We start from the raw sequence: 24,741 nt of genomic DNA, 5'->3' as shown, positions 1-24,741 counted from the left end.
GTCCGTTATTCAGATGATCAACGTCTGCGGTGCGGTTAGGGTCCCGGCATGACGCTTCTTTCCTACGACCGTTACTGCGACGAGATCCTCGCGCAGACCGACGCCCTGCGCGCGACCCTCAAGGGCGCGGATCTCACCGCGAACGTCCCCTCCTGCCCCGACTGGAACCTGCGGCAGCTCGCCGTGCATGTCGGCGGCGCCCACCGCTGGGTCGGGGAGATCGTGCGCGGGCGGGCCACCGAGGACGTGCCGGAGGAGAAGGTGCCGGGCGCCGCGGGGCCCGGGAGCGACGACCCGGGCGCGCTGGACGCCTGGCTCGCCGAGGGGGCGGCCGCGACCGTCGAGGCGTTGCGGGAGGCGGGGCCGGACACCGAGGTGTGGACCTGGGCGTGGGAGCGGCGTACGGCGTTCTGGGCGCGGCGCATGACGCACGAGACGGTGGTGCACCGGGCGGACGCGGCGCTCGCCGCGCGGGTCCCGTACACGGTCGACGCCGAGGTGGCCGCCGACACCATCGACGAGTGGCTGCGGATCGTCTCCTTCTCGCAGGAGGAGGGCGACCCGGAGGCGGACGAACTGCGGGGTGGCGGACGCTCGTTGCACCTGCACGCCACCGACGTACCGGGGGCGGAGTGGCTGATCGAGTTCGGCGATGACCGCTTCACCTGGCGGCACGACCACGCGAAGGCGACGGTCGCCCTGCGCGGTTCGCTCACCGACCTGATGCTCGTCTTCAACCGCCGTCTGGAGCCGACGAGCGAGCGGGTCGAGGTGCTCGGCGACGCGGAGCTGCTGGACTTCTGGCTGGACCGGTCGTCGTTCGGGTGAGCCCGGACCCGCCCTAGCTGTTCAGCTCCGCCAGGACCCGGAGCGTGTGCGGGTCCGGGGCGGTGACCAACAGGTCGGTCACCGGGCCCTTGCGCCACTCCGCGAGCTTCTCCGCGATCCGGGCGCGTGGGCCGATCAGGGAGATCTCGTCGGCGAAGGTGTCCGGGACCGCTTGGATCGCCTCGTCCTTGCGGCCCTGGAGGAAGAGGTGCTGGATGCGGCGCGCTTCCTCCTCGAAGCCCATCCGGGCCATCAGGTCCGCGTGGAAGTTGCGGGCCGCGTGGCCCATGCCGCCGATGTAGAAGCCGAGCATCGCCTTGACCGGCAGCAGTCCCTCCGCCACGTCGTCGCAGACGTGCGCGCGGGCCATCGGCGCGACCATGAAGCCCTCGCGGAGGCCCGCGAGCGAGGCCTCGTACACGTCCGTGCGGTGCGGTGACCAGTAGAGGGGGAGCCAGCCGTCCGCGATCCGGACCGTCTGCGCGATGTTCTTCGGGCCCTCCGCACCCAGCAGGACCGGGAGTGAGGCCCGCAGCGGGTGCGTGATGGGCTTCAGCGGTTTGCCGAGGCCGGTCGCGTCCGGGCCCGTGTACGGGTGGGAGTGGAAGCGGCCTGACACCTCCACCGGGGCCTCGCGGGCCAGCACCTGGCGGATCACCTCCACGTACTCGCGGGTCGCGGTGAGCGGGCTCTTCGGGAACGGGCGCCCGTACCACCCCTCCACCACCTGCGGCCCGGACAGGCCGAGGCCGAGCAGCAGCCGGCCGCCGGAGAGGTGGTCCAGGGTCAGCGCGTGCATGGCCGTGGCGGTCGGCGTACGGGCCGCCATCTGCGCGATCCCCGTACCCAGCCGGATCCGTGAGGTGTGCGCGGCGATCCAGGTCAGCGGGGTGAAGGCGTCCGAGCCCCACGCCTCCGCAGTCCACACCGAGTCGTAGCCGAGCCGCTCCGCTTCCTGGGCGAGGGCGAGATGGCCGGGGTCCGGGCCGCGACCCCAGTATCCGAGTGCCAGTCCGAGCCGCATTCCGTTGCCTCCGGCCGTAGGTGACGATCCGTCAGGTAGGGAGGGTGCGGGACGGACTGTACGGCAGCGGCCCCCCGCCCGGAAGGGCGAGGGGCCGCAGGCGTCACGCGTACGGGATCAGCCGCGCTGGATGCCCGTCGTGTCCTGGAGCACGCCGCGACGGCCGTCCTGCGTCTGGGCGATGAGGCCCTGACCGCGCTGCTCGACCGCGAGGTACCAGGTGCCCGGCGCCAGCTCGGCGATCGGGTTCGGCGCGCCGTCCTCGCCGTACAGCGGACGGGCCACCGGAACGGCGAACCAGAACGGGGTGAAGTCGGCCGCCGGAGCCGCGCCGCCCTGCGGAGCGGCCTGCTGGGCCTGGGCGGCCTGCGCCTGTGCCGCGTCGGGCTGGCTCTGCTGCCCCTGGTGACCCTGCTGCCCCGGCTGGCCACCGGTCTGCGCGCCCGGGTAGCCGTACCCCTGGCTCGGCTGCGCGCCGTAGGGCTGCTGCTGGGCGCCCGGGTAGCCGTAGCCCTGGCCTTGGCCCGGCTGGCCACCGTACGGCGGCTGCACGGCCTGCGCCGGCTTCGGGGCGCCGACGAGCGGGGCCTTGAGTGCGGGGACCAGCGGGCCGGCGACCGTGGCCGCGGCGAGCACGAGCGTCCCCAGCAGGCCCAGGATCAGGCCGGCGCCGGCATCGCTGACGTCGATGATCGTCCAGAAGGCGGTCCACAGCGCGAAGACGGTGAACGCGGTCCCGAACTGGCCGAGGTCGAGCCCCACGACCTTGCGGGGCGCCAGCCGGCCGAGGATCACCAGCGCCGCGCCGATGATGCCGGCGAGGAAGACGCTCATCAGTAGCCCGAGCGAGTCCCAGGCGTTCGGGCTGCTGAAGCGGGAGCAGTCCACGCCGGAGGGGCAGTCGTAGCCGGCGAGGTCGAGGAAAGAGGCGATGAACAGCACGACCGCTGCTCCGATCACCACGCCGTCGCCTCGAGTGAGGGAGCGGATATTCACGTGAAGGTCCTTAGTCGGTCGTCTCGTCGGGGCGGTCGTCGCTGCCGCCTCTGCGGCGGGCGCGGCATGAAGCTCGGGGGTGGCTCCCCATCGTACGGATGAATCTATCGTCTGACCGGTCGGGTTGCGCCCGTGCCCGGTTCTTGAACAGTTATCCCCCCAATATCCCCGCAGACCCACCCCTTGCCCGGCGGCCCCCCTCCCCGCCGGTCAGACCTACCCCTTCAGGTGGGCGGCGATGCCGTCCGCCATCCCCTGGGCCGCCTTCTGCCGCCAACTCGCGTCGGTGAGCAGGGCCGCGTCCTTCGGGTCACGCATATTGCCGCATTCCACGAAGACTTTGGGCACGGTCGACAGATTCAGTCCGCCGAGATCATCACGGGTGTCCAGCCCGGTACCGCCGCCGATGTAATTGGAGGGAGCGCTTCCGGTCGTGCGGACGAAATGGCCGGCGATACGGGCTCCGAGATCGGCCGAACTCTTCACGATCTTCGAGGTGTCCGCCCCGCCGCCCTTCACCGCCGCCGGCAGGATCACATGGAAGCCCCGGTTCCCCTCCGCCGAGCCGTCCGCGTGCACCGAGACCACCGCGTCGGCCTTCGCCTCGTTGCCGATCCGGGCCCGCTCGTCGATGCAGGGCCCGAACGGCCGGTCGTCGTCGTGCGTCAGCAGGACCCGGGCCCCCTGCGCCTGGAGCAACTCCCGGAGCCGGTGCGACACATCGAGGGTGAAGCGGGCCTCCGCGTAGCCGGCGTCCGTGGACGTGCCGGTCGTGTCGCACTCCTTGCGGCCGGTGCCGATGTCGACCTGCTCGTTGATCTCCTTGGTGTGCTCGCGGTTACGGGGGTTGTGGCCCGGGTCGATCACCACGGTCCTGCCGGTCAGCGGGCCTTGGGGGAGTGGGGCGGTGGGGGAGGCCTTCGGAGTGGCCGAGGCAGAAGCGGAAGCCGGAGCGGAAGCCGGAGCGGAGGCCTTCGCGCCCGCCCCGTCCGTCGTGTCCGGAGAGCCGCCGCACCCGGCGACGGCCGTCAGGCAGAGCGCGGCCAGTGCGGCGGCCACGAGGAGCGGGCGGGTGCGGCGGGTGGGGCGGGTGGCGGGAACGGTGGGGGGAACGCTGTCGTCGTACGGCACGCGGCGATGCTATCCGTACGGGCCGGAGGGCAGCGGGACCTCAGATGCCCGCGCCTCCACGGGTACGGGAATGGCGCGCCCGGGTGCGTTCAGACCCCCGCGCCCGTGCGCCGCAGCACGCGCAGCGAGTCCGTCACCGACACCTCGGTGAACGCCCCCGAGGCCAGCGCCCGCCGGTACACCCGGTACGGGGCCTGCCCGCCGTCGGCCGGGTCGGGGAACACGTCGTGGATCACCAGGAGCCCGCCCTCCGCGACATGCGGGGCCCACCCCTCGTAGTCGGCGTTCGCGTGCTCGTCGGTGTGCCCGCCGTCGATGAAGACCAGGCCGAGCGGCCCGGCCCAGACGGCGGCGACCTGCGGGGAGCGGCCGACGAGCGCCACCACGTGCTCCTCCAGACCGGCCCGGTGCAGGGTGCGGCGAAAGGCCGGGAGGGTGTCCATCAGCCCGACCTCGGGGTCCACCACGCTCGGGTCGTGGTACTCCCAGCCCGGCTGCTGCTCCTCGCTGCCCCGGTGGTGGTCCACGGTGAGGGCGCCCACCCCGGCCGTCCGGGCCGCGTCGGCCAGCAGGATCGTGGAGCGCCCGCAGTACGTGCCCACCTCCAGCAGGGGCAGCCCCAGCGCCCCGGACTCGGTGGCGGCCGCGTACAGGGCGAGCCCCTCGTGGACCGGCATGAAGCCCTTGGCGGCCTCGAACGCGGCGAGCACGTCCGGGGACGGGGAGGGGGTGGCGGCGGTCACGGGGTTCCTCCAGGTGGAGCGGGTCTGCACAGGGCTGCGGCAGCGGGTCTGCCTACGACGGCGCCCCATCGTGCCGTACGGTCCGGCCGGCCGTCGCGGCGGGGGCCGCCTGCACCGAAGCGACGGGCGCGGGCCCGGCGTCCGCGCTGCTGGCCAGCAGTACCGGGTGGCCCGACGGGCGCTGCGACGGCAGGAACGCCGCCAGCACCAGGCCGATCAGCACCGCCCCCGTGGCGATCAGGAACGAGATCCGGAACCCCTCCATCGACGGCACCTGCACCGACCCCATCCGCACGGACGTGTTGGCCAGCACCATGCCGATGACCGCGCTCGACACCGACGTACCGATGGACCGCATCAGGGTGTTCAGCCCGTTGGCCGCGCCGGTCTCCGACGGGTCGACGGCGCCGATGATCAGGGCGGGCAGCGAGGAGTAGGCGAGGCCGATCCCGGCGCCGAGGACGACCGCGATCAGCACGGTCTGCCAGGCGGCGCTGAGCAGCCCGAGCCCGGCCCCGTAACCGATCGCGATGATCAGCATCCCGAGCATGAGGGTGGACTTGGGGCCCCGGCGGGCCGAGATCCGGGCGTAGAGCGGGGCGACGAACATCATCGTCACGCCCAGCGGGGCCACGCAGAGCCCGGCGACCACCATGGACTGCCCGAGGCCGTAGCCGGTGGACGTGGGGAGCTGGAGCAGTTGCGGCAGGACCAGGGAGACCGCGTAGAAGGCGACCCCGACCATGATCGAGGCGAGGTTGGTGAGCAGCACCTCGCGGCGGGCGGTGGTGCGCAGGTCGACCAGGGGCGCCGGGGTGCGCAGTTCGAACAGGCCCCACAGCACCAGGACCGTGACGGACGCGGCGAGCAGGCCGAGCGTGGGGGCCGAGGCCCAGCCCCAGTCGCCGCCCTTGGTGATCGGGAGGAGCAGGAGGACCAGGCCGAGCGAGAGGCCGAAGGCGCCGGTGTAGTCGAAGGTGCCGGGTGCGCGGAGGGGAGGTTCCGGGACGAGTGCGTACGTCAGTGCCATCGCGAGCACGCCGAGCCCGGCCGAGCCGAGGAAGAGCGCGTGCCAGTCGGTGTGCTGGGCGACCACCGCGGCGGCGGGCAGCGCGAGGCCGCCGCCCACGCCGATCGACGAGCTCATCAGGGCCATCGCCGAACCGAGCTTCTCGCGCGGCAGCTCGTCGCGCATGATCCCGATGCCGAGCGGGATGGCGCCCATGGCGAAGCCCTGGAGCGCGCGTCCGACGATCATCACGACCAGGTCGTCGGTGGACGCGCAGATCAGCGACCCGATCACCATGACGGCGAGCGAGGCGAGCAGCATCCGGCGCTTGCCGTGGAGGTCGCCGAGCCGGCCCATGATCGGGGTCGAGACGGCACCCGCCAGCAGGGTCGCGGTCATCACCCAGGTGGCACTGGCCGGGTCGGTGCCCAGCAGGACCGGCAGGTCCTTGATGACCGGGACGAGCAGGGTCTGCATGACCGCGACGGTGATCCCCGCGAAGGCGAGGACGGGAACGATGGGTCCTGAGCGCGCTTTCGGCGGGCGGGGGAGGCCCCCTGTGTGCCGTATCTGTTTCGTCCGTCGCATCCGTGGGGCCTCCCGGGCAGCCTTGACCACCCGGGCTCCCCCCAAGTGTGTGCATGGTGAACGCTTCCCTGGTGGGTCCTATTCCGGTCCGGGCGCCTCGACATCCTGACGTGTCGTCAGGTCTTCCGCCGCCAGGCCTTCCGTAGAAGTGAAACGTGTTCTACTCTTGCGCCCGTTCCAGTGGCTGCGACCGGCGAGGATCCGCATGCGCATCGGCACGGATATCGGGATCGGCACGGGTATCGGCATCACCGAAGAGCATCGCGCGCTGGCGCACTCCGTACGGGGGTGGCTGGCGCGGGCCGTCCCGCCCGGCGAGGTGCGCAAACTTCTCGACGCGGGGAGCCCGGCTCCGTGCGGAGTGCGCCCCGCGTACTGGGAGGCGCTCGCCGGGCAGGGGCTGACCGGGATCCATCTGCCCGAGGAGTACGGGGGCGGGGGCGGCGGCGTCCTGGACCTCGCCGTGGTCCTAGAGGCGGTGGCTTACGGGTCGCTGCCGGGGCCGTACCTCGCGACCGCGCTGACGGGGGCGGTGGTGCGGCGAGCGGCGGGTGCGGGGGCCGGGGACCTGCTCCAGGACCTGCTCCAGGACCTGCTCCGGGGCCTCGCCGCCGGGGAGCGTACCGCCGCCCTCGCCCTCGCCCCCGGCACCCTCACCGCCACCCCGGCCGAGGGCGGCCACCGCCTCGACGGCACCGCCCCGCCCGTCCTCTCCGGCGAGGCGGTCGACCTGCTGCTCCTGCCCGCCGCCGACGCGTCCGGCAGGGTGCGCTGGTTCCTCGTGGACGCGGGGGCCGAGGGGCTCACCGTGCGCCCGCACCGCAGCGTCGACCCGACCCGGCCGACGGCGGAGGTGCGGGCCGACGCCGTCCTCCTACCGGCGCACCGGGTCCTGCCCCTCAACTCCGCGCTCGTCCGCGACCTGGCCGGCATCCTCCTCGCCGCCGACGCCTGCGGGACCGCCGCCCGGTGCCTGGACACGGCCGTCGAACACGCCCGGGTACGCGAGCAGTTCGGGCGGCCCATCGGGGCGTTCCAGGCCGTCAAGCACCTCTGCGCCGACATGCTCGTCCGCCTCGAACAGGCCCGCGCCCTGACCTGGGACGCGGCCCGCGCCGCCGACGAGGCCGCCCGCGCCGCCGACGAGCAGGCAGGAGGCGGCCACGAAGGGCCCGACGTGCGCGGGCTCACCGCCGCCCTCGCCGCCGCCACCGCGCCGGAGGCCGCGTACGGCTGCGCCAAGGACGCGATCCAGATCCTCGGCGGCATCGGCTTCACCTGGGAGCACGACGCCCACCTCGCGTTGCGCCGGGCCGTCCTCGCCCGCCAGCTCCTCGGTGCCGCCGGCGCCCACCACCTGCGCGCCGCCCGCCTCGCCGAGGGCGGGGCCCGCCGCGAACTCGCCCTGGAACTCCCCGCCGAGGCCGCCCGCCACCGCGCCGACGCCCGCCCCCACCTCGCCGCCGCCCGGGGCCTGCCGCCCCGCGAGGCCCGCCGCGCCCTCGCCGCCACCGGCTACGCCGCCCCGCACCTGCCCGCCCCGTACGGGCTGGGCGCGGGCCCCGTACAACAGCTCGCGATCCAGCAGGAGTTGACGGACCAGTCCATCCGGCTCAGCGACCTATCCATCGCCACCTGGGTCGTGCCCTCGCTCATCGCGTACGGCACCGAGGCGCAGCGGGAGCGCTATCTGCCGGCCACCCTGCGCGGCGACCTCCAGTGGTGCCAGCTCTTCTCCGAACCCGACGCCGGGTCCGACCTCGCCGCCCTGCGCACCCGCGCCGTACGGACCGCCGAGGGGTGGCGGATCACCGGGCAGAAGGTCTGGACGAGCGCCGCCCGCACCGCCGACCACGGCATCCTGCTCGCCCGCACGGACCCGGACGCACCCAAGCACCGGGGGCTCACCTACTTCCTGGTCGACATGAAGAACGCCGAAGGCATCGACATCCGCCCGCTGAAGGAGATCACCGGCGAATCCCTCTTCAACGAGGTCTACTTCGACGACGTGCTCCTCCCCGCCGACGCCGTCGTCGGCGAGGTGGGCGGCGGCTGGCGTGTCGCCCGCAACACCCTCGGCAACGAACGCGTCCACATGGCCGACCAGATGACCTTCGACAGCGGTCTCGAGGCTCTGATCGCGCGCTCCGCCGGGCTCGACGACACCACCCGTACCCGGATCGGCGCACTCGCCGCCGAGGCCCACGCCCTCGCCTGCATCGGGCTGCGCACCACCCTCCAGCAGGTCTCCGGCCTCGAACCGGGCGCCGGGGCCTCGGTGCGCAAGCTCGTCCAGACCGTCCACCAGCAGAAGGTCGCCGAGCTGACCCTCGAACTCCTCGGTCCGGCAGGCGCGGTGGACGAACCGGAGGCGGGGGAGCGGGCCCTGCACGGCTTCCTGATGTCCCGCTGCCTGACCATCGCGGGCGGCACCACCCAGATCCAGCTCAACGTCGTCGCCGAACGGATGCTCGGCCTCCCCCGGGACTGAGCACGGCCAACACCTGAGGAGCGGAACATGAAGGCCTACATCGTCGGCGTCGGCATGACGAAGTTCGAGAAGCCGGAGACCCGCGACTGGAGTTACGCGGACATGGTCCGCGAGGCGGGCACCGCCGCGCTGGAGGACGCGGGGGTCCGGTACGACCAGGTCGAGCAGGCCACCGTCGGCTACTGCTTCCAGCCCTCCACCGCCGGGCAGCGGGCCGTCTACGAGCTGGGGCTCACCGGCATCCCCGTCTACAACGTCAACAACAACTGCGCCACCGGCTCCACCGCCCTGATGCTGGCCCGGCAGTTCGTCGAGGGCGGCGCCGGCGACTGCGTCCTCGCCGTCGGCTTCGAGAAGATGGCGCGGGGCTCACTGGGCGGTGGCAGTGAGGGGAGCGGGGACTTCGCGGCCTCGCCCGTCGCCCGGCACTACGGGATCATGGCCGCCGCCCACGGCTTCGAGGCGTCCCCGCCCACCGCGCAGATCTTCGGCAACGCGGCCCGCGAGCACATGGAGCGGTACGGGACGACTCCCGCGCAGCTCGCCGCCGTCGGGGCCAAGAACCACCGGCACTCGGTGGACAACCCGTACGCCCAGTTCCAGGACCCGTACACGGTGGAGGAGGTCCTCGCCTCCCGTACCGTCCACGACCCCCTCACCAAGCTCCAGTGCTCACCCACCTCCGACGGCGCGGCGGCGGCCGTGGTCGTCTCCGAGCGGTTCGTCGAGGCACACGGCCTGGGGGAACGGGCCGTGGAGATCGCCGCCCAGGCCATGACCACGGACACCGACGCCTCCTTCGCCTCCGGCACCTGCATCGACGCGGTCGGCACCCCGATGTCCCGGGCCGCCGCCCGGCAGGTCTACGAGAGCGCGGGCATCGGCCCCGGCGATCTCGACGTGATCGAGCTGCACGACTGCTTCTCCGTCAACGAGCTCCTCACCTACGAGGCGCTCGGCCTCTGCGGTGAGGGGGAGTCCGGCAAGCTCGTGGAGTCGGGGGCGACCACGTACGGCGGTCGGTGGGTGGTGAACCCGTCGGGCGGGCTGATCTCCAAGGGGCACCCGCTGGGCGCGACCGGGATCGCCCAGGCCGCCGAGCTGACCTGGCAACTGCGCGGCGAGGCGGGCCCGCGCCAGGTCCCGGGCGCCCGCACCGGCCTCGCGCACAACATCGGGCTGGGCGGGGCGGCGGTGGTGACGCTGCTGCGGCGGTGAGGCCGCCGGGGAGGCGACGGGTGCGGAGGTGAGGGGAGCGAGGGCCAGGACTTCGGACCTAGGACGCCCCCGGCCCAGGATCTCCGACCGATACCCGATGTACGGGGCATCCACTACCTGCGACCATGACCGGCATGGCAGACGTCCCGGCCCCCGCGCCCACCCGTACCTCCCGCTCCCGCATACCCACCGGCGCGTGGGCCGTCGTGCTCGCCGCCTGCACCGGCCAGTTCCTCGTCGTCCTCGACGTTTCCGTGGTCAACGTGGCACTGCCCTCCATGCGCGCCGACCTGGGGCTGAGCCACAGCGCGCTCCAGTGGGTCGTCAACGCCTACTCGATCGCGTTCGCCGGATTCATGCTGCTGGGCGGGCGGGCCGCCGACATCTACGGGCGCAAGCGGATGTTCCTCGTCGGGCTCGGCGTCTTCACCGCCGCCTCCCTCGCGGGCGGCCTCGCCCAGGAGGGCTGGCAGCTCCTCGCGGCCCGGGGAGCGCAGGGCCTCGGGGCCGCCGTCCTGGCCCCCGCCACGCTCACCATCCTCACCGCCGCCGTGCCCGAGGGCCCCGCCCGGACGAAGGCCATAGCGACCTGGATGGCGGTCGGCGCGGGCGGCGGCGCGGCCGGCGGGCTCATCGGCGGGGTCCTCACCGACGCCCTCTCCTGGCGCTGGGTCCTCCTCATCAACGTGCCCGTCGGCGCCCTCGTCCTGGTCGCCGCCGCCCTGTGGATCACCGAGGGCCGGGCGGGCGACCGCCGCCGCATCGACCTGCTGGGCGCCGTCCTCGTCACCGCGGGCCTCGCCACCGTCGCGTACGGGATCGTCCAGACCGAGGCCGTGGGCTGGACGGCCGCCGCCACCCTCGTACCGCTGCTGGCGGGCGTGGTGCTGCTCGCCGCGTTCGTCCTGGTCGAGGCGCGGACGTCGGTGCCGCTGATCCCGCTGTGGGTGTTCGGCGTACGGGCGGTCTCCTCCGCCAACGTGTCGATGTTCCTCATGGGGTCGGCCACCTTCTCCATGTGGTACTTCATGACCGTCTACGCCCAGAACGTGCTGGGCTACACGCCGTTGCAGGCCGGGCTCGCCCTGATGCCGACCTCGGCCGCCGTCATCCTCGGCTCCAAGATCGCGCCCCGGATCATGGCGCGTACGGGGGCCAAGAGCCTGGCCGTCGCCGGGGTGCTGATCACCGCCGCGGGCTTCGGCTGGCAGTCCACCATGGGCGTCGACGGCTCCTACCTCACCGCGATCATGTTCCCCGGCATCCTGATGATGGCCGGTGCCGGGCTCGCCTCCACCCCGCTGGCCACCCTCGCCACCTCCGGCGCCGCCGCCGGGGACGCGGGACTCGTCTCCGGCCTGGTCAACACCTCCCGCACCATGGGCGGCGCCCTCGGCCTCGCGGTGCTGTCCACGGTCGCCGCCGCCCGCACGGCGGGCTCCGTCGACCCGGCCGAGGTCACCGCCGGGTACGCCACGGCGTTCCGTACGGCGTGCGGGGTGCTGCTGGTCGGGGTCCTGGTGATGCTGGCGTGGCTGCCGAACCACCGGACGCCCCGCGTACGGGAGGAGCAGGCGGCGAAGGTGCAGGCGCAGGAGCGGGTCTGAGTACCCGGGCAGCCGCGCAGAGCTGACATGGCGTCAGCAACCTTCCCAACTTCCTGGGCCTGGGCTATACATGGGCCATCGGATAGAACGCGTTCTAGAACGGCGCGCGCTGCCGGTCCCCGCGCGGCCTCGGTGCGGTCTGCGGTGCGGACAGCCGCACCGAGGTCTCCACCGTCGGCCTCCCCGTCGGTCTCCCCCGTCAAGGAGCGGCTTCGCCATGCCCATCGATGCCCCAGCGGCCCTCGCCGCCGACCCCCGCCGAGCCGAGATCGCCTGGAACCACAAGGACGTCCAGCTCTACCACCTGGGCCTCGGCGCGGGGATCCCCGCCACCGATCCCGACGAGCTGCGCTACACCCTGGAGTCCCGGCTCCAGGTGCTGCCGAGCTTCGCCACCGTCGCCGGCGCCGGAACGGCCGCGTTCGGCGGGATGGGCGCGCCCGGCATCGACGTGGACCTCGCCGCCGTCCTGCACGGCGGCCAGACCGTACGCGTGCACCGGCCGATCCCCGTGACCGGCCGGGCCGAACAGACCTCGAAGGTCGCGGCGGTGTACGACAAGGGCAAGGCCGCCGTCATCGTGCTGCGTACCGAGGCGAGCGACGAGGACGGGCCGCTCTGGACCAACGACGCCCAGATCTTCGTACGGGGGGAGGGTGGCTTCGGCGGGGAGCGCGGGCCCTCCGACCGCCTGGCCCTGCCCGACCGCGCCCCCGACCGCACCGTCGAACGCCAGATCCGCGAGGACCAGGCGCTGCTCTACCGGCTCTCCGGGGACTGGAACCCGCTCCACGCGGACCCCGCCTTCGCCAAGCTGGCCGGCTTCGACCGGCCGATCCTGCACGGGCTGTGCACGTACGGGATGGTGCTCAAGGCCGTCACCGACACCCTGCTGGACGGCGACGTCTCCCGCATCACCTCCTACCGCACCCGCTTCGCCGGAGTGGTCTTCCCCGGCGAGACCCTCCGCATCCGGATGTGGGCGGCCGGGGACGGCCGCGTCCAGGTGACGGTCACCGCGGTCGAGCGGGACGACTCACCGGTCCTGGCGGACACGCTCGTCGAACACTCCTGAACCCAGCAGCACCCTTTCCGGCAGCCGATTCGAGGGGAGCCGCACCCATGCGCGCAGCCTTACTGCACGAGATAGGCCAGGAGAAGCTGGAGGTCCTCGACGACGTCGAGGCGGTGGGGTTCGGACCCGGAAAGGTCAAGCTCCGCATCCGGGCCACCGGGCTCTGCCACTCCGACGTCTCCGCGATGAGCGGCATCCTCCCGCAGCCCGCCCCCTTCATCCCCGGCCACGAGGGCGCGGGCGAGGTCATCGACGTCGGGGACGGGGTGAGCGGCCTCAGCGCCGGCGACCGGGTCCTCGTCTGCTGGCTGCCGGCCTGCGGGGCCTGTCCGTCCTGCAAGCGCGGCCAGACCCAGCTCTGCCTCGCGGGCTTCATGAACGCGGGCACCCCCAACTTCAAGCGCCCCGGCGGCGACGTCTTCGGCTTCGCGGGCACCGGCACCTTCACCGAGGAGGTCGTCGTCGGCGCCGGCTGCGCGGTGCCGATCCCCGACGACGTCCCCTTCTCCATCGCCGCCCTGATCGGCTGCGGCGTCACCACCGGCCTCGGCGCGGCCATCAACACGGCGAAGGTGGAGGCGGGTTCGTCGGTCGCCGTCATCGGCTGCGGCGGCGTCGGGATCTCCACCATCCAGGGCGCCCGCGTCCAGGGCGCCGCCCAGATCATCGCCGTCGACCCGGTCGCCTCCCGCCGCGAGGCCGCCCTCCGCTTCGGCGCCACCGAGGCCGTCGACCCGGGCGGACTGGCCGACGCCCAGCAGCGCATCACCGGCGGCGAGGGCTTCGACTACGTCTTCGAGGTCGTGGGCAAGTCCGCCACCGCCCGCACCGCCTACGAGCACACCCGGCGCGGCGGCACCCTCTGCGTCGTCGGCGCCGGGGCGATGGACGACCACTTCCAGGTCAACATGTTCGAGCTGTTCTTCGACGAGAAGCGCATCCTGCCCTCGATGTACGGCGGCGGGGACGTGCTGCGCTCCTACGAGCGGGCCATCGCGCTCTGGCGGGCGGGCCGGATCGACCTGGAGTCGATGATCACCCACCGGGTCCGGCTGGAGGAGGTCAACGACGCGCTGGACCAGATGCGGACCGGGGAGTCGCTGCGTACCTGCATCGAACTCTGAACCCCACCCGTACCGAAGGAAGCCGAGGACCGTGATGCCTCTTCCCCTCCCGCTCGACGGGCTGTCCGCGATCGTCACCGGCGCCGGCCGCGGGCTCGGCCGCGCCGAGGCCCTCGAACTGGCCCGGCTCGGCGCCGCCGTCGTCGTCAACGACTACGGGCAGCCCGGCCGCGACGGATCGGGTGAGGCGTCCGCCGCGCCCGCCGAGGAGGTCGCCGCCGAGATCCGCGCGGCGGGCGGCCGGGCGACCGCCCACCTCGGAGACGTCTCCGACCACGAACAGGCCCGAGAGCTGGTCGAGTCGGCGGTCTCCACCTACGGAAAGCTCGACATCCTGGTCAACAACGCGGGCATCCTGCGGGACCGGATGATCTTCTCGATGAGCGAGGACGAGTGGGACGCGGTGATCCGCGTCCACCTCAAGGGCCACTTCAACACCACCCACTTCGCCGCCGCCCACTGGCGCTCCCGCTCCAAGGAGACCGGCGGTCCGGTCTACGGGCGGATCGTCAACACCTCGTCGGAGGCGTACCTCGCGGGCTCCGCGGGGCAGCCCAACTACGCGGCGGCCAAGGGCGGCATCGTCGGCCTCACCACCTCCACCGCGCTCGCCCTCGCCAAGTACGGTGTCACCGCCAACGCCATCTGCCCGCGCGCCCGGACCCGGATGACCGAGGACGTGTTCGCGGGCTTCCAGGAACCGGCCGACGGCACGCTCGACGCGCTGGCCCCCGAGCATGTCTCGCCGCTCGTCGGCTATCTCGCCTCACCCGCCGCGGCCGGGGTCAACGGGCAGTTGCTCGTCGTCCACGGCGGCATGGTCGCGATCGTCGAACGGCCCAGGGTGGCGGCCAAGTTCGACGCGGCGAAGGAGACGTTCACCTTCGCCGAGCTGGACGAGCTGATCACCCCGTACTACGCGGACCGGCCGCCGAACGAGACCTTCGCGGCCGCCGAAGTGCTGGGCCTCAAGCGGGAGTAGGGGAGAACGGAAGGTGGGTCCGGTACCCGGCTGCTCGCCGGGTACCGGACCCACCTCACGCTCTGCCGCGCCTACTGCTCAGGCCGCCCTGGATTCCTCCTGGGCGGGCCTGCGGTGGCGCCCGTGCGGCTGCACCGACGTGTTCTCCATCGACGCACCCCCTCGGTGCTTTCCGGAACCGCCGGTCCCGGCCCCCGCCGCGTCGCCCCCCGGCGTGCGCGGCGTGGTCATGTCGGTTCGGGCTTCAGACATCTGGGAAGTCACCCCGTTGTGATCGCTTACCTGTTACCTGTGTCGCACGTACGTGGTCGCACGGCGCGCCTATGTGTTCCGTATGCGTGTTCGCAGGCTCCGCCGCCCTCCGGTGCGGTCACCGTCGGCGCCCGCCCGGTACGGCTGCGTAGCCCGGGCGCCGAGTTTAGCCAGGTGACGCCGTCCGGTGCAGAGGCGCCTGCCCCAACGGAACCGGCTTACACACGACAGGAGGGGTGACGGCGGCGGACGGTTCCGTTCCGCCCGCATCGCCGCCCGGTCCGCCGGTTTCCGGGAGCGGTCCGTCGTCGCCCGGGGCCTCGATCCGGGCCACGGCGCAGGGCGTCGCCGCGTTCGCGTACGGCAGGTGCAGCACCCCGTCCCGGCTCCAGTACCCGGCCCCCGCCGACCAGCCCTCCGGCGCCGCGAGCTGGTGCAGCCGCCGCCCCTGCGGGCGCCACACCCCCACCCAGCTCCCGGCCGCCCCGTCGATGCGCAGGGCGACGGCGCAGCTCTCCGGCATCAGCATCTGCCCCGGCTGGACGGCGAACGGCGTCACCGCCACATCCGCCGGCCGCAGGCACTCCGGGAAGCGGACGGGCAGACAGCTCCCGAGGACGCCCCAGCCGAGCCGGTCGTGGCCCGGCGCGTCCGAGCGGATCAGCAGCAGCCCGCTGTCCGGGTCGGCCAGCAGCAGCCGGTCGTCGCTCGCCGGGGTGATCTGGAGCAGCGGGGTCACCTCGCCGTTCCGCTCCAGGTCCACGGCGACCGCCTTGACCGGCCCGCCGCCCGGCGACTGCCGGTCCAGGGCCAGTATCCGGCCCGCCCGGTCCAGCCAGACCCCGCCCGAGCAGTGCCCGGGGACCTCGGCGACCAGCTCCGGCCCGAAGGCGCCGCCGGCCACCAGCCACAGCAGCGAGGAGTGGTCGCCCGCGGAGAGGCCGTACACGCTGGAGCCGTCCGGCGAGGGCGGCAGCAGCACCATCCCGTCGCACTCGACCGCGCCGAGGGCCAGCTCGCCGGTGGCGGGCCCGGTCGGGTAGAGCAGCGAGAACATCTGCCGGTCCGCCACCCGCCGCCGGATCAGCACGCGCCCGTCGGCCAGCGGCACCACCTGCGCGTCCGGCTCCTCGGGCTGGTGGAGCGGCAGCGGTACGGCGTAGGGCTCGGGCCCGTCCAGCGTCCAGCGCTCCGGGTACCAGGCCCGCTGCTCGCCCGGGACGCCGGGCGCCGCCGTCAGCCGGGCCCCGTACGCACCGTCCGCGGTCAGCGTGAACGCCCCCGGGGCGCGGGGCGCCTCGGCCCAGGGCGCGGGGGCCCCCTCCGGTGCGGCGGCCCCCTCCCGCGAAACAGCCCCCTCCGGTTCGGCGGCCTCCGCCGCAGCGTCCTCCGCGCCGACGGGTTCCTCCGGCTCGCCGGACTCTTCAGGACCGGGATCCGCCGTCGTGGCGGCCCCGGCGGTTCCGCCCTCGATGGCACAGGCAGTCATGGACTCGTCACCTCCGGCTACGAAAGCTAGTTTTCGCACTTCCAGCCGAACAACACGAGCCACCGCACTTCACACATAAGGGTGGTGATGCCCGGATTCTCCTGAGGGGGAGGGGGTGAGTGTGCTGGCGGGGGGTACAGGTCCGGCGGCCCGGGGCGGCGGACCTGCCCGGACAGGTAGCCTTTCCCCCGTGCCCCGTCTGTCTGAAGTCATCGCCGCCCTCGACGCCCTCTGGCCCCCCGAGCGGGCCGAGGGATGGGACGCGGTCGGCACGGTCTGCGGCGACCCGGACGCCGAGGTCGACCGGGTGCTGTTCGCCGTCGACCCCGTGCACGCGATCGCCGACGAGGCCCTGGAGCTCGGCGCCCAGCTGATCGTCACCCACCACCCGCTCTATCTGCGCGGGACGACGACGGTCGCCGCCGACACCTTCAAGGGCAAGGTCGTCCACACCCTCATCAAGCACGACATCGCGCTCCACGTCGCGCACACCAACGCCGACACCGCCGACCCCGGCGTCTCCGACGCGCTGGCCGGCGCCCTGGACCTGCGCGTCACCGGACCCCTCGTACCGGACCCCACCGACCCCCACGGGCGGCGCGGACTCGGCCGGATCTGCGAGCTCGACCACCCCGAGACCCTGGCCGCCTTCGCCGCCCGCGCCGCCGCCCGGCTGCCCGCCACCGCGCAGGGCATCCGCCTCGCCGGCGACCTGGAGGCGCTCGTCCGCACCGTCGCCGTCAGCGGCGGCTCCGGCGACAGCCTCTTCGACGCCGTACGAGCCGCCGGGGTCGACGCCTTCCTCACCGCCGACCTGCGCCACCACCCGGCCTCCGAGGCCGTGCAGCACTCGCCGCTCGGCCTGGTCGACGCCGCGCACTGGGCCACCGAGTGGCCCTGGTGCGAGCAGGCCGCCGCGCAGCTCGACGCGCTTTCCGACCGCCACGGATGGGACCTGCGGGTCCATGTCTCGACGCAGGTCACCGACCCCTGGACCACCCACCATTCCTCTGGAGCCCCCAACTGAACGCCGCGCCCGCCGACCAGATCCGACTCCTCGACGTCCAGGCCCTCGACGTACGCCTCGCCCAGCTCTCCCACAAGCGCACCTCGCTGCCGGAGCACGCCGAGATCGAGCAGCTCGGCAACGACCTCGCCCAGTTGCGTGACCTGCTGGTCGCCTCCACCACCGAGGAGAGCGACACCACCCGCGAGCAGACCAAGGCCGAGCAGGACGTCGACCAGGTGCGCCAGCGCGCCGTCCGCGACCAGCAGCGCCTGGACTCCGGCGCGGTCTCCTCGCCCAAGGACCTGGAGAGCCTCCAGCGCGAGCTCACCTCGCTCGCCAAGCGCCAAGGCGACCTGGAGGACGTCGTCCTCGAAATCATGGAGCGCCGCGAGGCCGCCCAGGAGCGGGTCGCCGAGCTGACCGAGCGGGTCTCCGCCGTCCAGGCCAAGGTCGACGACGCCACCGCCCGCCGCGACGCCGCCACCACCGAACTGGACGCCGAGATCGCCACGGTGACCAAGGACCGCCAGGTCGTCGCCGAGGTCATCCCCGCCGACCTGCTGAAGCTGTACGACAAGCTCCGCGCCCAGCAGGGCGGCGTCGGCGCCGCCCGCCTCTACCAGCGCCGCTGCGAGGGCTGCCGCCTGGAGCTGAACATCACCGAGGTCAACGACGTGAAGGCCGCGTCCCCCGACACGGTGCTGCGCTGCGAGAACTGCCACCGCATCCTGGTCCGCACCTCGGAGTCGGGCCTGTAATGAGCGCCGTTCGCCGGCTGGTGGTCGAGGCCGACGGCGGCTCCCGGGGCAACCCGGGGCCCGCCGGTTACGGCGCCGTCGTCCTGGACGCGGCCACCGGGGAGACCCTCGCCGAGGCCGCCGAGTACATCGGCGTCGCGACCAACAACGTCGCCGAGTACCGGGGCCTGATCGCCGGCCTGACGGCCGCGAAGGCACTGTTCCCGGACGCGGAGGCCTCCGGGCCGGACCTGGAGGTCCACGTCCGGATGGACTCCAAGCTGGTGGTCGAACAGATGTCGGGGCGCTGGAAGATCAAGCACCCCGACATGAAGCCGCTGGCGGCCCGGGCCGCCGCCCTGCTGCCGCCGCCCTCCGTCACGTACGAGTGGATCCCGCGCGCGCAGAACAAGCACGCGGACCGGCTCGCCAACGAGGCGATGGACGCGGGCCGCGACGGCCGGCAGTGGGAGGCGTCCGCCTCCACCGCCGAACTGGACGCCCCCGCCCGCACCCCGCTGCCCGAGCGCGGCCCGCCCGGCGACGCGATCGCGGGCGCGGCGAAGGCACGGGCGGCGCTGGCGGCGGCGCGAGGCGGAACGGCGGCGCGAGGCGGAACGGCGGCGGCGCGAGGCGGAACGGCGGATGTCGGGACGCTGTTCGAGGCCGACGCCGGTGTCCTGGCTTCAGAAGAACCCGAGCCCACCGACGTCACAGCGGCCCCCGTCGCCACCCCGGCCCCCCAGGTCGGCTGGGCCGCCGCCCCCGACCTCGGCGCCCCCGCCACCTTCGTCCTGCTCCGGCACGGCGAGACGCTGCTCACCCCCGAGAAGCGGTTCTCCGGCAGCGGCGGCACCGACCCCGAACTCTCCGCCGTCGGCCGCGACCAGGCCGCCCGGGCCGCCGCCCACTTCGCCGCGCTCGGCACCGTCCAGGAGATCGTCAGCTCGCCGCTGCGCCGCTGCCGCGAGACGGCCGCCGCCGTCGCCGACCGCCTCGGCCGGGACGTCCGCATCGAGGAGGGCCTGCGCGAAACGGACTTCGGCGCGTGGGAGGGGCTGACCTTCGGTGAGGTACGTGAGCGGTACGGGGACGACCTGACGGCCTGGCTCGCCGACCCGGCGACCGCGCCGACGGGCGGCGGCGAGAGCTTCGCGGAGGTCGCCGAGCGGGTCGCGGCCGCCCGGGACCGGCTGACCGCCCGGTACGCCGGCCGCACGGTCCTGGCCGTCACTCATGTGACCCCGATCAAGACGCTGGTCCGGCTGGCGCTGGAGGCTCCGGCGCGGGCGATGTTCCGGATGGAGCTGTCGGCGGCCTCGATCTCGACCGTCGCGTACTACGGGGACGGCAACGCCTCCGTACGCCTGCTCAACGACACCTCGCACCTGCGCTAACGGGAGCAGCCCCCGGGGCCGACGTGGCTGCCCGGGTTCGCCGCCGGCCTGTACACGATCCAGAGATGTTGCTCTGAGGTGCACTGAGCTGCGCTGAGGGTTTATGCCCCCAGCGCGGCCGCCTCCGCCGCCAGCCGGGCCACCCGGTCCCAGTCCTTCGCCGCGATCGCGTCGCCCGGCACCATCCAACTGCCGCCCACGCAGGCGACGTTCGGCAGGGCGAGGTACGAGGGGGCGGAGGCGAGCGAGATGCCGCCGGTCGGGCAGAAGCGGGCCTGGGGGAGCGGGGCGGAGAGGGCCTTGAGATAGGCCGCGCCGCCCGCCGCCTCGGCCGGGAAGAACTTCATGTCGCTCACCCCGCGCTCCAGCAGGGCCACCACCTCGGAGGTGGTCGAGACGCCGGGCAGGAACGGCACCCCGGACTCCTTCATGGCCTCCAGCAGCGCGTCCGTCCACCCCGGGCTGACCAGGAACCGGGCCCCCGCCTCGACGGTGTCCCGTACGTGCTGCGGCGAGATGACCGTGCCCGCGCCGACGACCGCGCCCGGCACCTCGGCGGCGATGGCCCGGATCGACTCCAGCGCGGCGGCCGTCCGGAGGGTCACCTCGATCGCCGGAAGCCCGCCCGCCACCAGCGCCCGCGCCAGGGGCACGGCGTCGGCCGCGTCGTGCAGGACGACGACGGGGACGACCGGGGCGAGGTCCAGTACGGAGGTGTCGGAGGGGGCGGCGGGCGGCGGCGAGGCGGGGGAGGAGGTCATGGGCCCATCCTGCCGCGCCACGAGCGATATCTGCAACGCCCGTTGCGCAGGCTGCAATGGATCGGCGAATCTCTGTCACCACCACACACTCAGTGGATCTCTGTCACCACCACATCCAGCGACCACGGCCGCCCGGCGCGGGCAGGGGCCTCGGCCTCCACCACGTACCCGAGATCCCGCAACGCATCCACCAGTTCGGCCGGACCCTTGGGCCGCACCCCCGCCAGCAGCAGGTCCCGCACCATCCGCCCCTTGGTCGCCTTGTTGAAGTGGCTGACCACGGACCGCTTCTCCACCCCGTCCACGATCTGCGACTGGAGCACCCGCACGCTCGCCGTTCGCGCGGCCACCTCGCCCTTCGGCTTCCACGCCGCCGCGTAGGCGGACGACCGCAGATCCAGGACGAGCCCGTCGGCGGCGGCCTCGGGCATGACGGTCTCCATGGGCGTACGCCAGTACGCGCCGAGCGCGCCGAGGCCGGGGAGCTTCACGCCCATCGAGCAGCGGTACGGCGGAATCCGGTCGCCGATCCGGACCGCACCCCAGAGCCCGGAGAAGACCAGCAGCGACTTCGCGGCGCGGCGGCGGGCGCCCGCGTCGAGGGTGGCCAGGTCGAGGGCGTCGTACAGGACGCCCGTGTACAGCTCCCCGGCCGACCGGGTCCCGGCGGTCCGCAGCTCGGCGTTCTTCCCGACCTCGCCCCGCAGCCCCACGCTCAGCCCGAGTACCTCGCGTGCCTTCTCCTCGTCCGCCTGGCAGAGCTCGACCAGCTCCTCCAGGACCGCCGCCCGCGCCTCGGAGAGCCCCGGCAGCGACAGCGACTCCGGCTTCAGGGGAGCCCCGCGCCCCGAGGCGGCCTTTCCTTCGGAGGGCGGCAACAGCACGAGCACGGCGGTTCTCCTTCGTACGCACGACGAGCGGTCCCGGCGGGCGTGCGGGCACTCCGGGTCCTCGGCAAGGGTACGGGGGCGGGGCGGGGCTCCCCGTACGGCGCCGGGGCCGCCCTCCCGGCCCGGATGCCGCCCTCGGCCCGGATGCCACCCCCGGCCCGGATGCCGCCCGCCCCCGCCCGGCCTACGCTCGGTTCATGCCCCGCCGCCATCTGCGTATGACCGGAGCGGCCGACTGCTCGCTCGGGGCCGCGCTGCGCGCCCTGCGTACCGAGCTCGACCTCCCCGCCGGCTTCCCGGCCGCAGCGCTGGCCGAGGCGGAGGAAGCGGTGCGGGACCCGGACCTGTCGGCCCACGAGGACGCCACCGACCTCCCCTTCCTCACCATCGACCCACCCGCCTCCACCGACCTCGACCAGGCGATGCACCTGGAGCGCCGCCGGGACGGGCGCGGCTACCGGGTGCACTACGCCATCGCCGACGTCGCCGCCTTCGTCCGCCCGGGCGGCCGGCTCGACGCCGAGGCCCACCGCCGCGTCACCACCCTCTACTTCCCCGACGACCGCATCCCCCTCCACCCCACGGTCCTCTCCGAGGGCGCCGCCAGCCTCCTCCCCGGCGCCACCCGCCCGGCCGTGCTCTGGCGGATCGACCTGGACAGCGACGGGCGAACGGTCGCCACCGACGTACGCCGGGCCCTGATCCGCAGCCGCGCCAAGCTCGACTACGCGGGCGTCCAGCGGCAGATCGACGCGGGCACCGCCGAGGAACCCCTCGCCCTGCTCCGGCACATCGGGAGGCTGCGCGAGGAACAGGAGCTGGCCCGCGGCGGCATCTCGCTGAACGTCCCCGAGCAGGAGATCACCGAGCACGAAGGCTCCTACGGCCTCGCCTACCGCGCCCCGCTCCCCGCCGAGGCCTGGAACGCCCAGATCTCGCTGCTCACCGGCATCGCCGCCGCCCACCTGATGGCCGGGACGGGCACCGGCATCCTGCGCACCCTGCCGATCGCCCCGGACGGTGCCGTCGCCCGGCTGCGGCGCTCCGCCCGCGCCCTGCGCATCGACTGGCCGCACCACGTCCCGTACGCGGAGGTGGTCCGCTCCCTCGACCCGGGGAAGGGCAACCACGCGGCGTTCCTCCAGGAGTGCACCACCCTGCTGCGCGGCGCCGGCTACACCGCCTTCGACCACGGCGACCTCCCCGACCCCGCCGTGCACGCGGCCGTGGCCGACCTCTACACGCACTGCACCGCACCGCTGCGCCGCCTGGTCGACCGGTACGCCTCCGAGCTCTGCCTGGCGGCCACCGCGGAGAGGGAACCCCCGGAGTGGGTACGGGAGGCGCTCCCCGCCCTCCCGAAGGAGATGGCCGAGGGGACGCGCCGCGCCAGCACCGTGGAGCGGGCCTGCGTCGACCTGGTGGAGGCGGCGCTGCTGGAGGGCCGGGTGGGTGACCTCTTCGACGCGTACGTGGTCGATGTCGGGGACCGCGACCCGGCCACCGGCACGGTCCACCTCCGGCACCCGGCGATCGTGGGCCGGATCGAGGGCGGTACGGCTCCGCTTCCGCTGGGGGAGCGGCTGCGGGTCCGGCTCACGCGGGCGGGCCCGGCGTCGAGGACGGTGCTGTTCGCTCCGGCGTGACCGGGGGAGGGGCCGGCGTGACCGGGGGAGGGGCCGGCGTGACCGGCACCCGCCCCAGCGCGGCGACGGCCGCCCGAGGAGCGTCCGCATGGAACCGGAGCGTACGGGCGCTCCCGCGCCGCCCCAGCGGCCGTACGAACTCCACCGGCTCCGCCAGCTCCACCGTCACCGTCGTCTGGCTCCCCACGGCCAGGTCGAGGACCCCGTCCTCATCGACCCGCACCAGCCCACCGCCGTCGTAGCGCCGCTCCACCCGGGCGGCGGTGATGAGGGATGCGGGCACGCGCAGGTCGAACAGGGCGCCGTAGCGCAGCCGCAGCGAACCGTCGGCCCCCACCACATGCGGCCGGGTCACGCAGGCCGCGTGCAGGGCGACGATGAGCACCGTCCCGTACACGCCGACCACGAGCAGGACCAGGTGGACCAGCGGCCAGGGGATCACCAGGGCCAGGACCACGGTCTCCAGGACGGAGGCGAAGAAGAACGCCCACATCGTCCCGGTCTGCGGCTCGGTGTACGAGAAGGGCAGCGCGCCCTCGGGGATCCGGTGCCGACGGCGTACGGCCCACACCCCCAGACTGTGCAGCGCCCGCAGCTCGTGCACCATCAGCCGCCGCACCGCCACCGGCACCACGGCACGCACCGCCGCCAGCGCGGCCGCCCGCCGCCCGTCGCCCGCCCGCCGCCGGGCCGTGTACAGCGGCCCCATCACGGCGGCCTCCAGCACGAGCACGCCCACGACGAGCGCCTCGACGGCCAGCAGGACCGCACCGGACATCCGTACGCCGCCCACCAGGCAGACCACCAGCGCCAGTTCGGCGGGCAGCGCCACCCACAAGGCGGCCCGGGCCGCTCGCAGAGCTATCACCCTCACACCGTCCTCCCTCGCGTCGCGCGGACCCGGACGGCCAGCGCCTCCATCACCCGGCGCACCACCTCGCGCTGCGCGGGCGGATAGTCCTCCAGCAGCACCCGCCCGAACCCCGTCGACGACGGCTCCCCGTCCGGGATCACCGCCAGCACCTCGTCCGGTACGGCGGCCACCAGCTCGGCCGCCAGGGGCGCGATCCGGGGATCGTCCACCCCGGCCCCGGCCAGCTCGTCCAGCCGCTCGTACAGCGCGCCGACACCGGGATCCTCGGCCAACGGCCGCAGCGCCGCGTACAGCTCGGCCCCGGCCCCGCCGCCCGCCGCGTCCAGCAACGCCAGATGCTCCCGGTCCTTCGCCGCGGCCGGCGACCCGGTGACGGCCGCACTCTCCAGGAGTGCGGCAAGGGCGGGCGAGAGCGGCCCGTCCGAGGTCGGCGGCGCCTCCAGCAACGCCGCCAGCACCTCCCGCCGCTCCCGGATCTCCCGCTCCTGCCGCGCCAGATCCGCGTCCAGCTCCCCGAGCACCTCGACCAGCTCCCGCCCCGCGTCATCCGCCAGCACGTCCCGCACCTCGTCCAGCGAGAGCCCGATCTCGGTCAGCCGCCGGATCCGCGCCAGCAGCACGGCATCGCGGACGGTGTAGGCCCGGTACCCGTTGGCCCGCCGGGCGGGCTCGGGCAGCAGCCCGATGTGGTGGTAGTGCCGGACCGCCCGGGAGGTGACTCCGACGAGCGCGGCGATCTCTCCGATACGCATGTGGCCAGTACAAACCCTGCCGCTGCGGCAAGGTCAAGCGTCGCCTTCGGCCCGGGGGCCGGGGGATTTCGGTCTGACTCCGGTCGAGGGACCCTGGAAGGGCCGTTCGGCGGGACCG

General features: G+C 73.9%; 21 protein-coding genes. 11 read left to right on the top strand and 10 right to left on the bottom strand.

The features are described 5' to 3' along the window. Positions 1-48: 48 nt before the first annotated feature. Complete coding sequence (locus ACFWRT_RS02095) at positions 49-828, top strand: maleylpyruvate isomerase family mycothiol-dependent enzyme (protein ID WP_380949487.1); 780 nt, start codon at positions 49-51, stop codon at positions 826-828. Between the two features lie 13 nt (positions 829-841). Here the strand turns inward: ACFWRT_RS02095 and ACFWRT_RS02090 are convergent, their stop codons facing one another. From ACFWRT_RS02090 to ACFWRT_RS02070, 5 genes are all read right to left on the bottom strand, one after another. Continuing rightward, positions 842-1,852 carry an LLM class F420-dependent oxidoreductase gene (locus tag ACFWRT_RS02090; RefSeq protein ID WP_380949488.1) on the bottom strand — a complete coding sequence of 337 codons (1,011 nt, stop codon included), beginning with the start codon at positions 1,850-1,852 and terminating at the stop codon, positions 842-844. Between the two features lie 117 nt (positions 1,853-1,969). Continuing rightward, positions 1,970-2,848, bottom strand: a complete 879-nt coding sequence (locus ACFWRT_RS02085; RefSeq protein WP_380949490.1) for a hypothetical protein — start codon at positions 2,846-2,848, stop codon at positions 1,970-1,972. 216 nt (positions 2,849-3,064) lie between these two features. Beyond that, complete coding sequence (locus ACFWRT_RS02080) at positions 3,065-3,979, bottom strand: N-acetylmuramoyl-L-alanine amidase (RefSeq protein WP_380949491.1); 915 nt, start codon at positions 3,977-3,979, stop codon at positions 3,065-3,067. 89 nt (positions 3,980-4,068) lie between these two features. After that, on the bottom strand, positions 4,069-4,722 hold the full coding sequence (locus tag ACFWRT_RS02075) for a class I SAM-dependent methyltransferase (RefSeq protein WP_380949492.1): 654 nt from the start codon (positions 4,720-4,722) through the stop codon (positions 4,069-4,071). A gap of 52 nt (positions 4,723-4,774) precedes the next feature. Next, complete coding sequence (locus tag ACFWRT_RS02070; RefSeq protein ID WP_380949493.1) at positions 4,775-6,319, bottom strand: MFS transporter; 1,545 nt, start codon at positions 6,317-6,319, stop codon at positions 4,775-4,777. Between the two features lie 205 nt (positions 6,320-6,524). Here ACFWRT_RS02070 and ACFWRT_RS02065 point away from each other — a divergent pair, with 205 nt between their 5' ends. From ACFWRT_RS02065 to ACFWRT_RS02040, 6 genes are all read left to right on the top strand, one after another. Further along, positions 6,525-8,810: an acyl-CoA dehydrogenase gene (locus ACFWRT_RS02065; protein WP_380949494.1), complete on the top strand. Its 2,286-nt coding sequence runs from the start codon at positions 6,525-6,527 to the stop codon at positions 8,808-8,810. Positions 8,811-8,837: 27 nt separating this feature from the next. Continuing rightward, positions 8,838-10,028 carry a lipid-transfer protein gene (locus ACFWRT_RS02060; protein WP_380949495.1) on the top strand — a complete coding sequence of 397 codons (1,191 nt, stop codon included), beginning with the start codon at positions 8,838-8,840 and terminating at the stop codon, positions 10,026-10,028. A gap of 125 nt (positions 10,029-10,153) precedes the next feature. After that, on the top strand, positions 10,154-11,635 hold the full coding sequence (locus tag ACFWRT_RS02055; RefSeq protein WP_380949496.1) for an MFS transporter: 1,482 nt from the start codon (positions 10,154-10,156) through the stop codon (positions 11,633-11,635). A gap of 217 nt (positions 11,636-11,852) precedes the next feature. Next, on the top strand, positions 11,853-12,710 hold the full coding sequence (locus ACFWRT_RS02050; RefSeq protein WP_380949497.1) for a MaoC/PaaZ C-terminal domain-containing protein: 858 nt from the start codon (positions 11,853-11,855) through the stop codon (positions 12,708-12,710). 47 nt (positions 12,711-12,757) lie between these two features. Then, positions 12,758-13,834, top strand: a complete 1,077-nt coding sequence (locus ACFWRT_RS02045) for a Zn-dependent alcohol dehydrogenase (RefSeq protein ID WP_380949498.1) — start codon at positions 12,758-12,760, stop codon at positions 13,832-13,834. Positions 13,835-13,868: 34 nt separating this feature from the next. Next, complete coding sequence (locus ACFWRT_RS02040) at positions 13,869-14,816, top strand: 3-oxoacyl-ACP reductase (protein WP_380949596.1); 948 nt, start codon at positions 13,869-13,871, stop codon at positions 14,814-14,816. Positions 14,817-15,234: 418 nt separating this feature from the next. Here the strand turns inward: ACFWRT_RS02040 and ACFWRT_RS02035 are convergent, their stop codons facing one another. Next, entirely contained in the window at positions 15,235-16,557 is a 1,323-nt protein-coding gene (locus tag ACFWRT_RS02035) for a hypothetical protein (protein ID WP_380949500.1), read from the bottom strand. A gap of 190 nt (positions 16,558-16,747) precedes the next feature. On the opposite strand from ACFWRT_RS02035, the gene ACFWRT_RS02030 reads away from it, so the two are divergent. Genes ACFWRT_RS02030 through ACFWRT_RS02020 form a run of 3 tightly spaced genes read left to right on the top strand, consistent with a single transcriptional unit; the run spans position 16,748 to position 19,700 of the window. Next, positions 16,748-17,584, top strand: coding sequence for a Nif3-like dinuclear metal center hexameric protein (locus tag ACFWRT_RS02030; RefSeq protein ID WP_380949502.1), 837 nt, complete (start codon positions 16,748-16,750; stop codon positions 17,582-17,584). Next, positions 17,581-18,324 (top strand): zinc ribbon domain-containing protein, encoded by a 744-nt coding sequence (locus tag ACFWRT_RS02025; protein ID WP_380949597.1) that lies wholly within the window; start codon positions 17,581-17,583, stop codon positions 18,322-18,324. The genes ACFWRT_RS02030 and ACFWRT_RS02025 overlap by 4 nt, the downstream gene beginning before the upstream one ends. Further along, complete coding sequence (locus tag ACFWRT_RS02020) at positions 18,324-19,700, top strand: bifunctional RNase H/acid phosphatase (RefSeq protein WP_380949503.1); 1,377 nt, start codon at positions 18,324-18,326, stop codon at positions 19,698-19,700. Before ACFWRT_RS02025 ends, ACFWRT_RS02020 begins: the two co-directional genes overlap by 1 nt. Before the next feature lie 101 nt (positions 19,701-19,801). Here the strand turns inward: ACFWRT_RS02020 and eda are convergent, their stop codons facing one another. Further along, positions 19,802-20,461, bottom strand: coding sequence for a bifunctional 4-hydroxy-2-oxoglutarate aldolase/2-dehydro-3-deoxy-phosphogluconate aldolase (gene eda / locus ACFWRT_RS02015; protein ID WP_380949505.1), 660 nt, complete (start codon positions 20,459-20,461; stop codon positions 19,802-19,804). An 89-nt stretch (positions 20,462-20,550) separates the two neighbouring features. After that, positions 20,551-21,351 (bottom strand): peroxide stress protein YaaA, encoded by an 801-nt coding sequence (yaaA, locus tag ACFWRT_RS02010; protein WP_380949506.1) that lies wholly within the window; start codon positions 21,349-21,351, stop codon positions 20,551-20,553. A 197-nt stretch (positions 21,352-21,548) separates the two neighbouring features. Here yaaA and ACFWRT_RS02005 point away from each other — a divergent pair, with 197 nt between their 5' ends. Then, entirely contained in the window at positions 21,549-22,997 is a 1,449-nt protein-coding gene (locus ACFWRT_RS02005) for an RNB domain-containing ribonuclease (RefSeq protein ID WP_380949507.1), read from the top strand. Here the strand turns inward: ACFWRT_RS02005 and ACFWRT_RS02000 are convergent. Beyond that, positions 22,948-23,871: a hypothetical protein gene (locus ACFWRT_RS02000; RefSeq protein ID WP_380949508.1), complete on the bottom strand. Its 924-nt coding sequence runs from the start codon at positions 23,869-23,871 to the stop codon at positions 22,948-22,950. The two genes, ACFWRT_RS02005 and ACFWRT_RS02000, sit on opposite strands and share 50 nt — an antisense overlap. Then, complete coding sequence (locus tag ACFWRT_RS01995; RefSeq protein ID WP_380949509.1) at positions 23,868-24,623, bottom strand: MerR family transcriptional regulator; 756 nt, start codon at positions 24,621-24,623, stop codon at positions 23,868-23,870. The genes ACFWRT_RS02000 and ACFWRT_RS01995 overlap by 4 nt, the downstream gene beginning before the upstream one ends. Positions 24,624-24,741 lie beyond the last annotated feature (118 nt).

The sequence above is a fragment of the Streptomyces cyaneofuscatus genome, from assembly GCF_042718795.1.
Classification (GTDB): Bacteria; Actinomycetota; Actinomycetes; order Streptomycetales; family Streptomycetaceae; genus Streptomyces; species Streptomyces cyaneofuscatus_A.
Note: the sequence above shows the minus strand (reverse complement) of the source record. Positions and strands in the feature narration are given on the sequence as shown.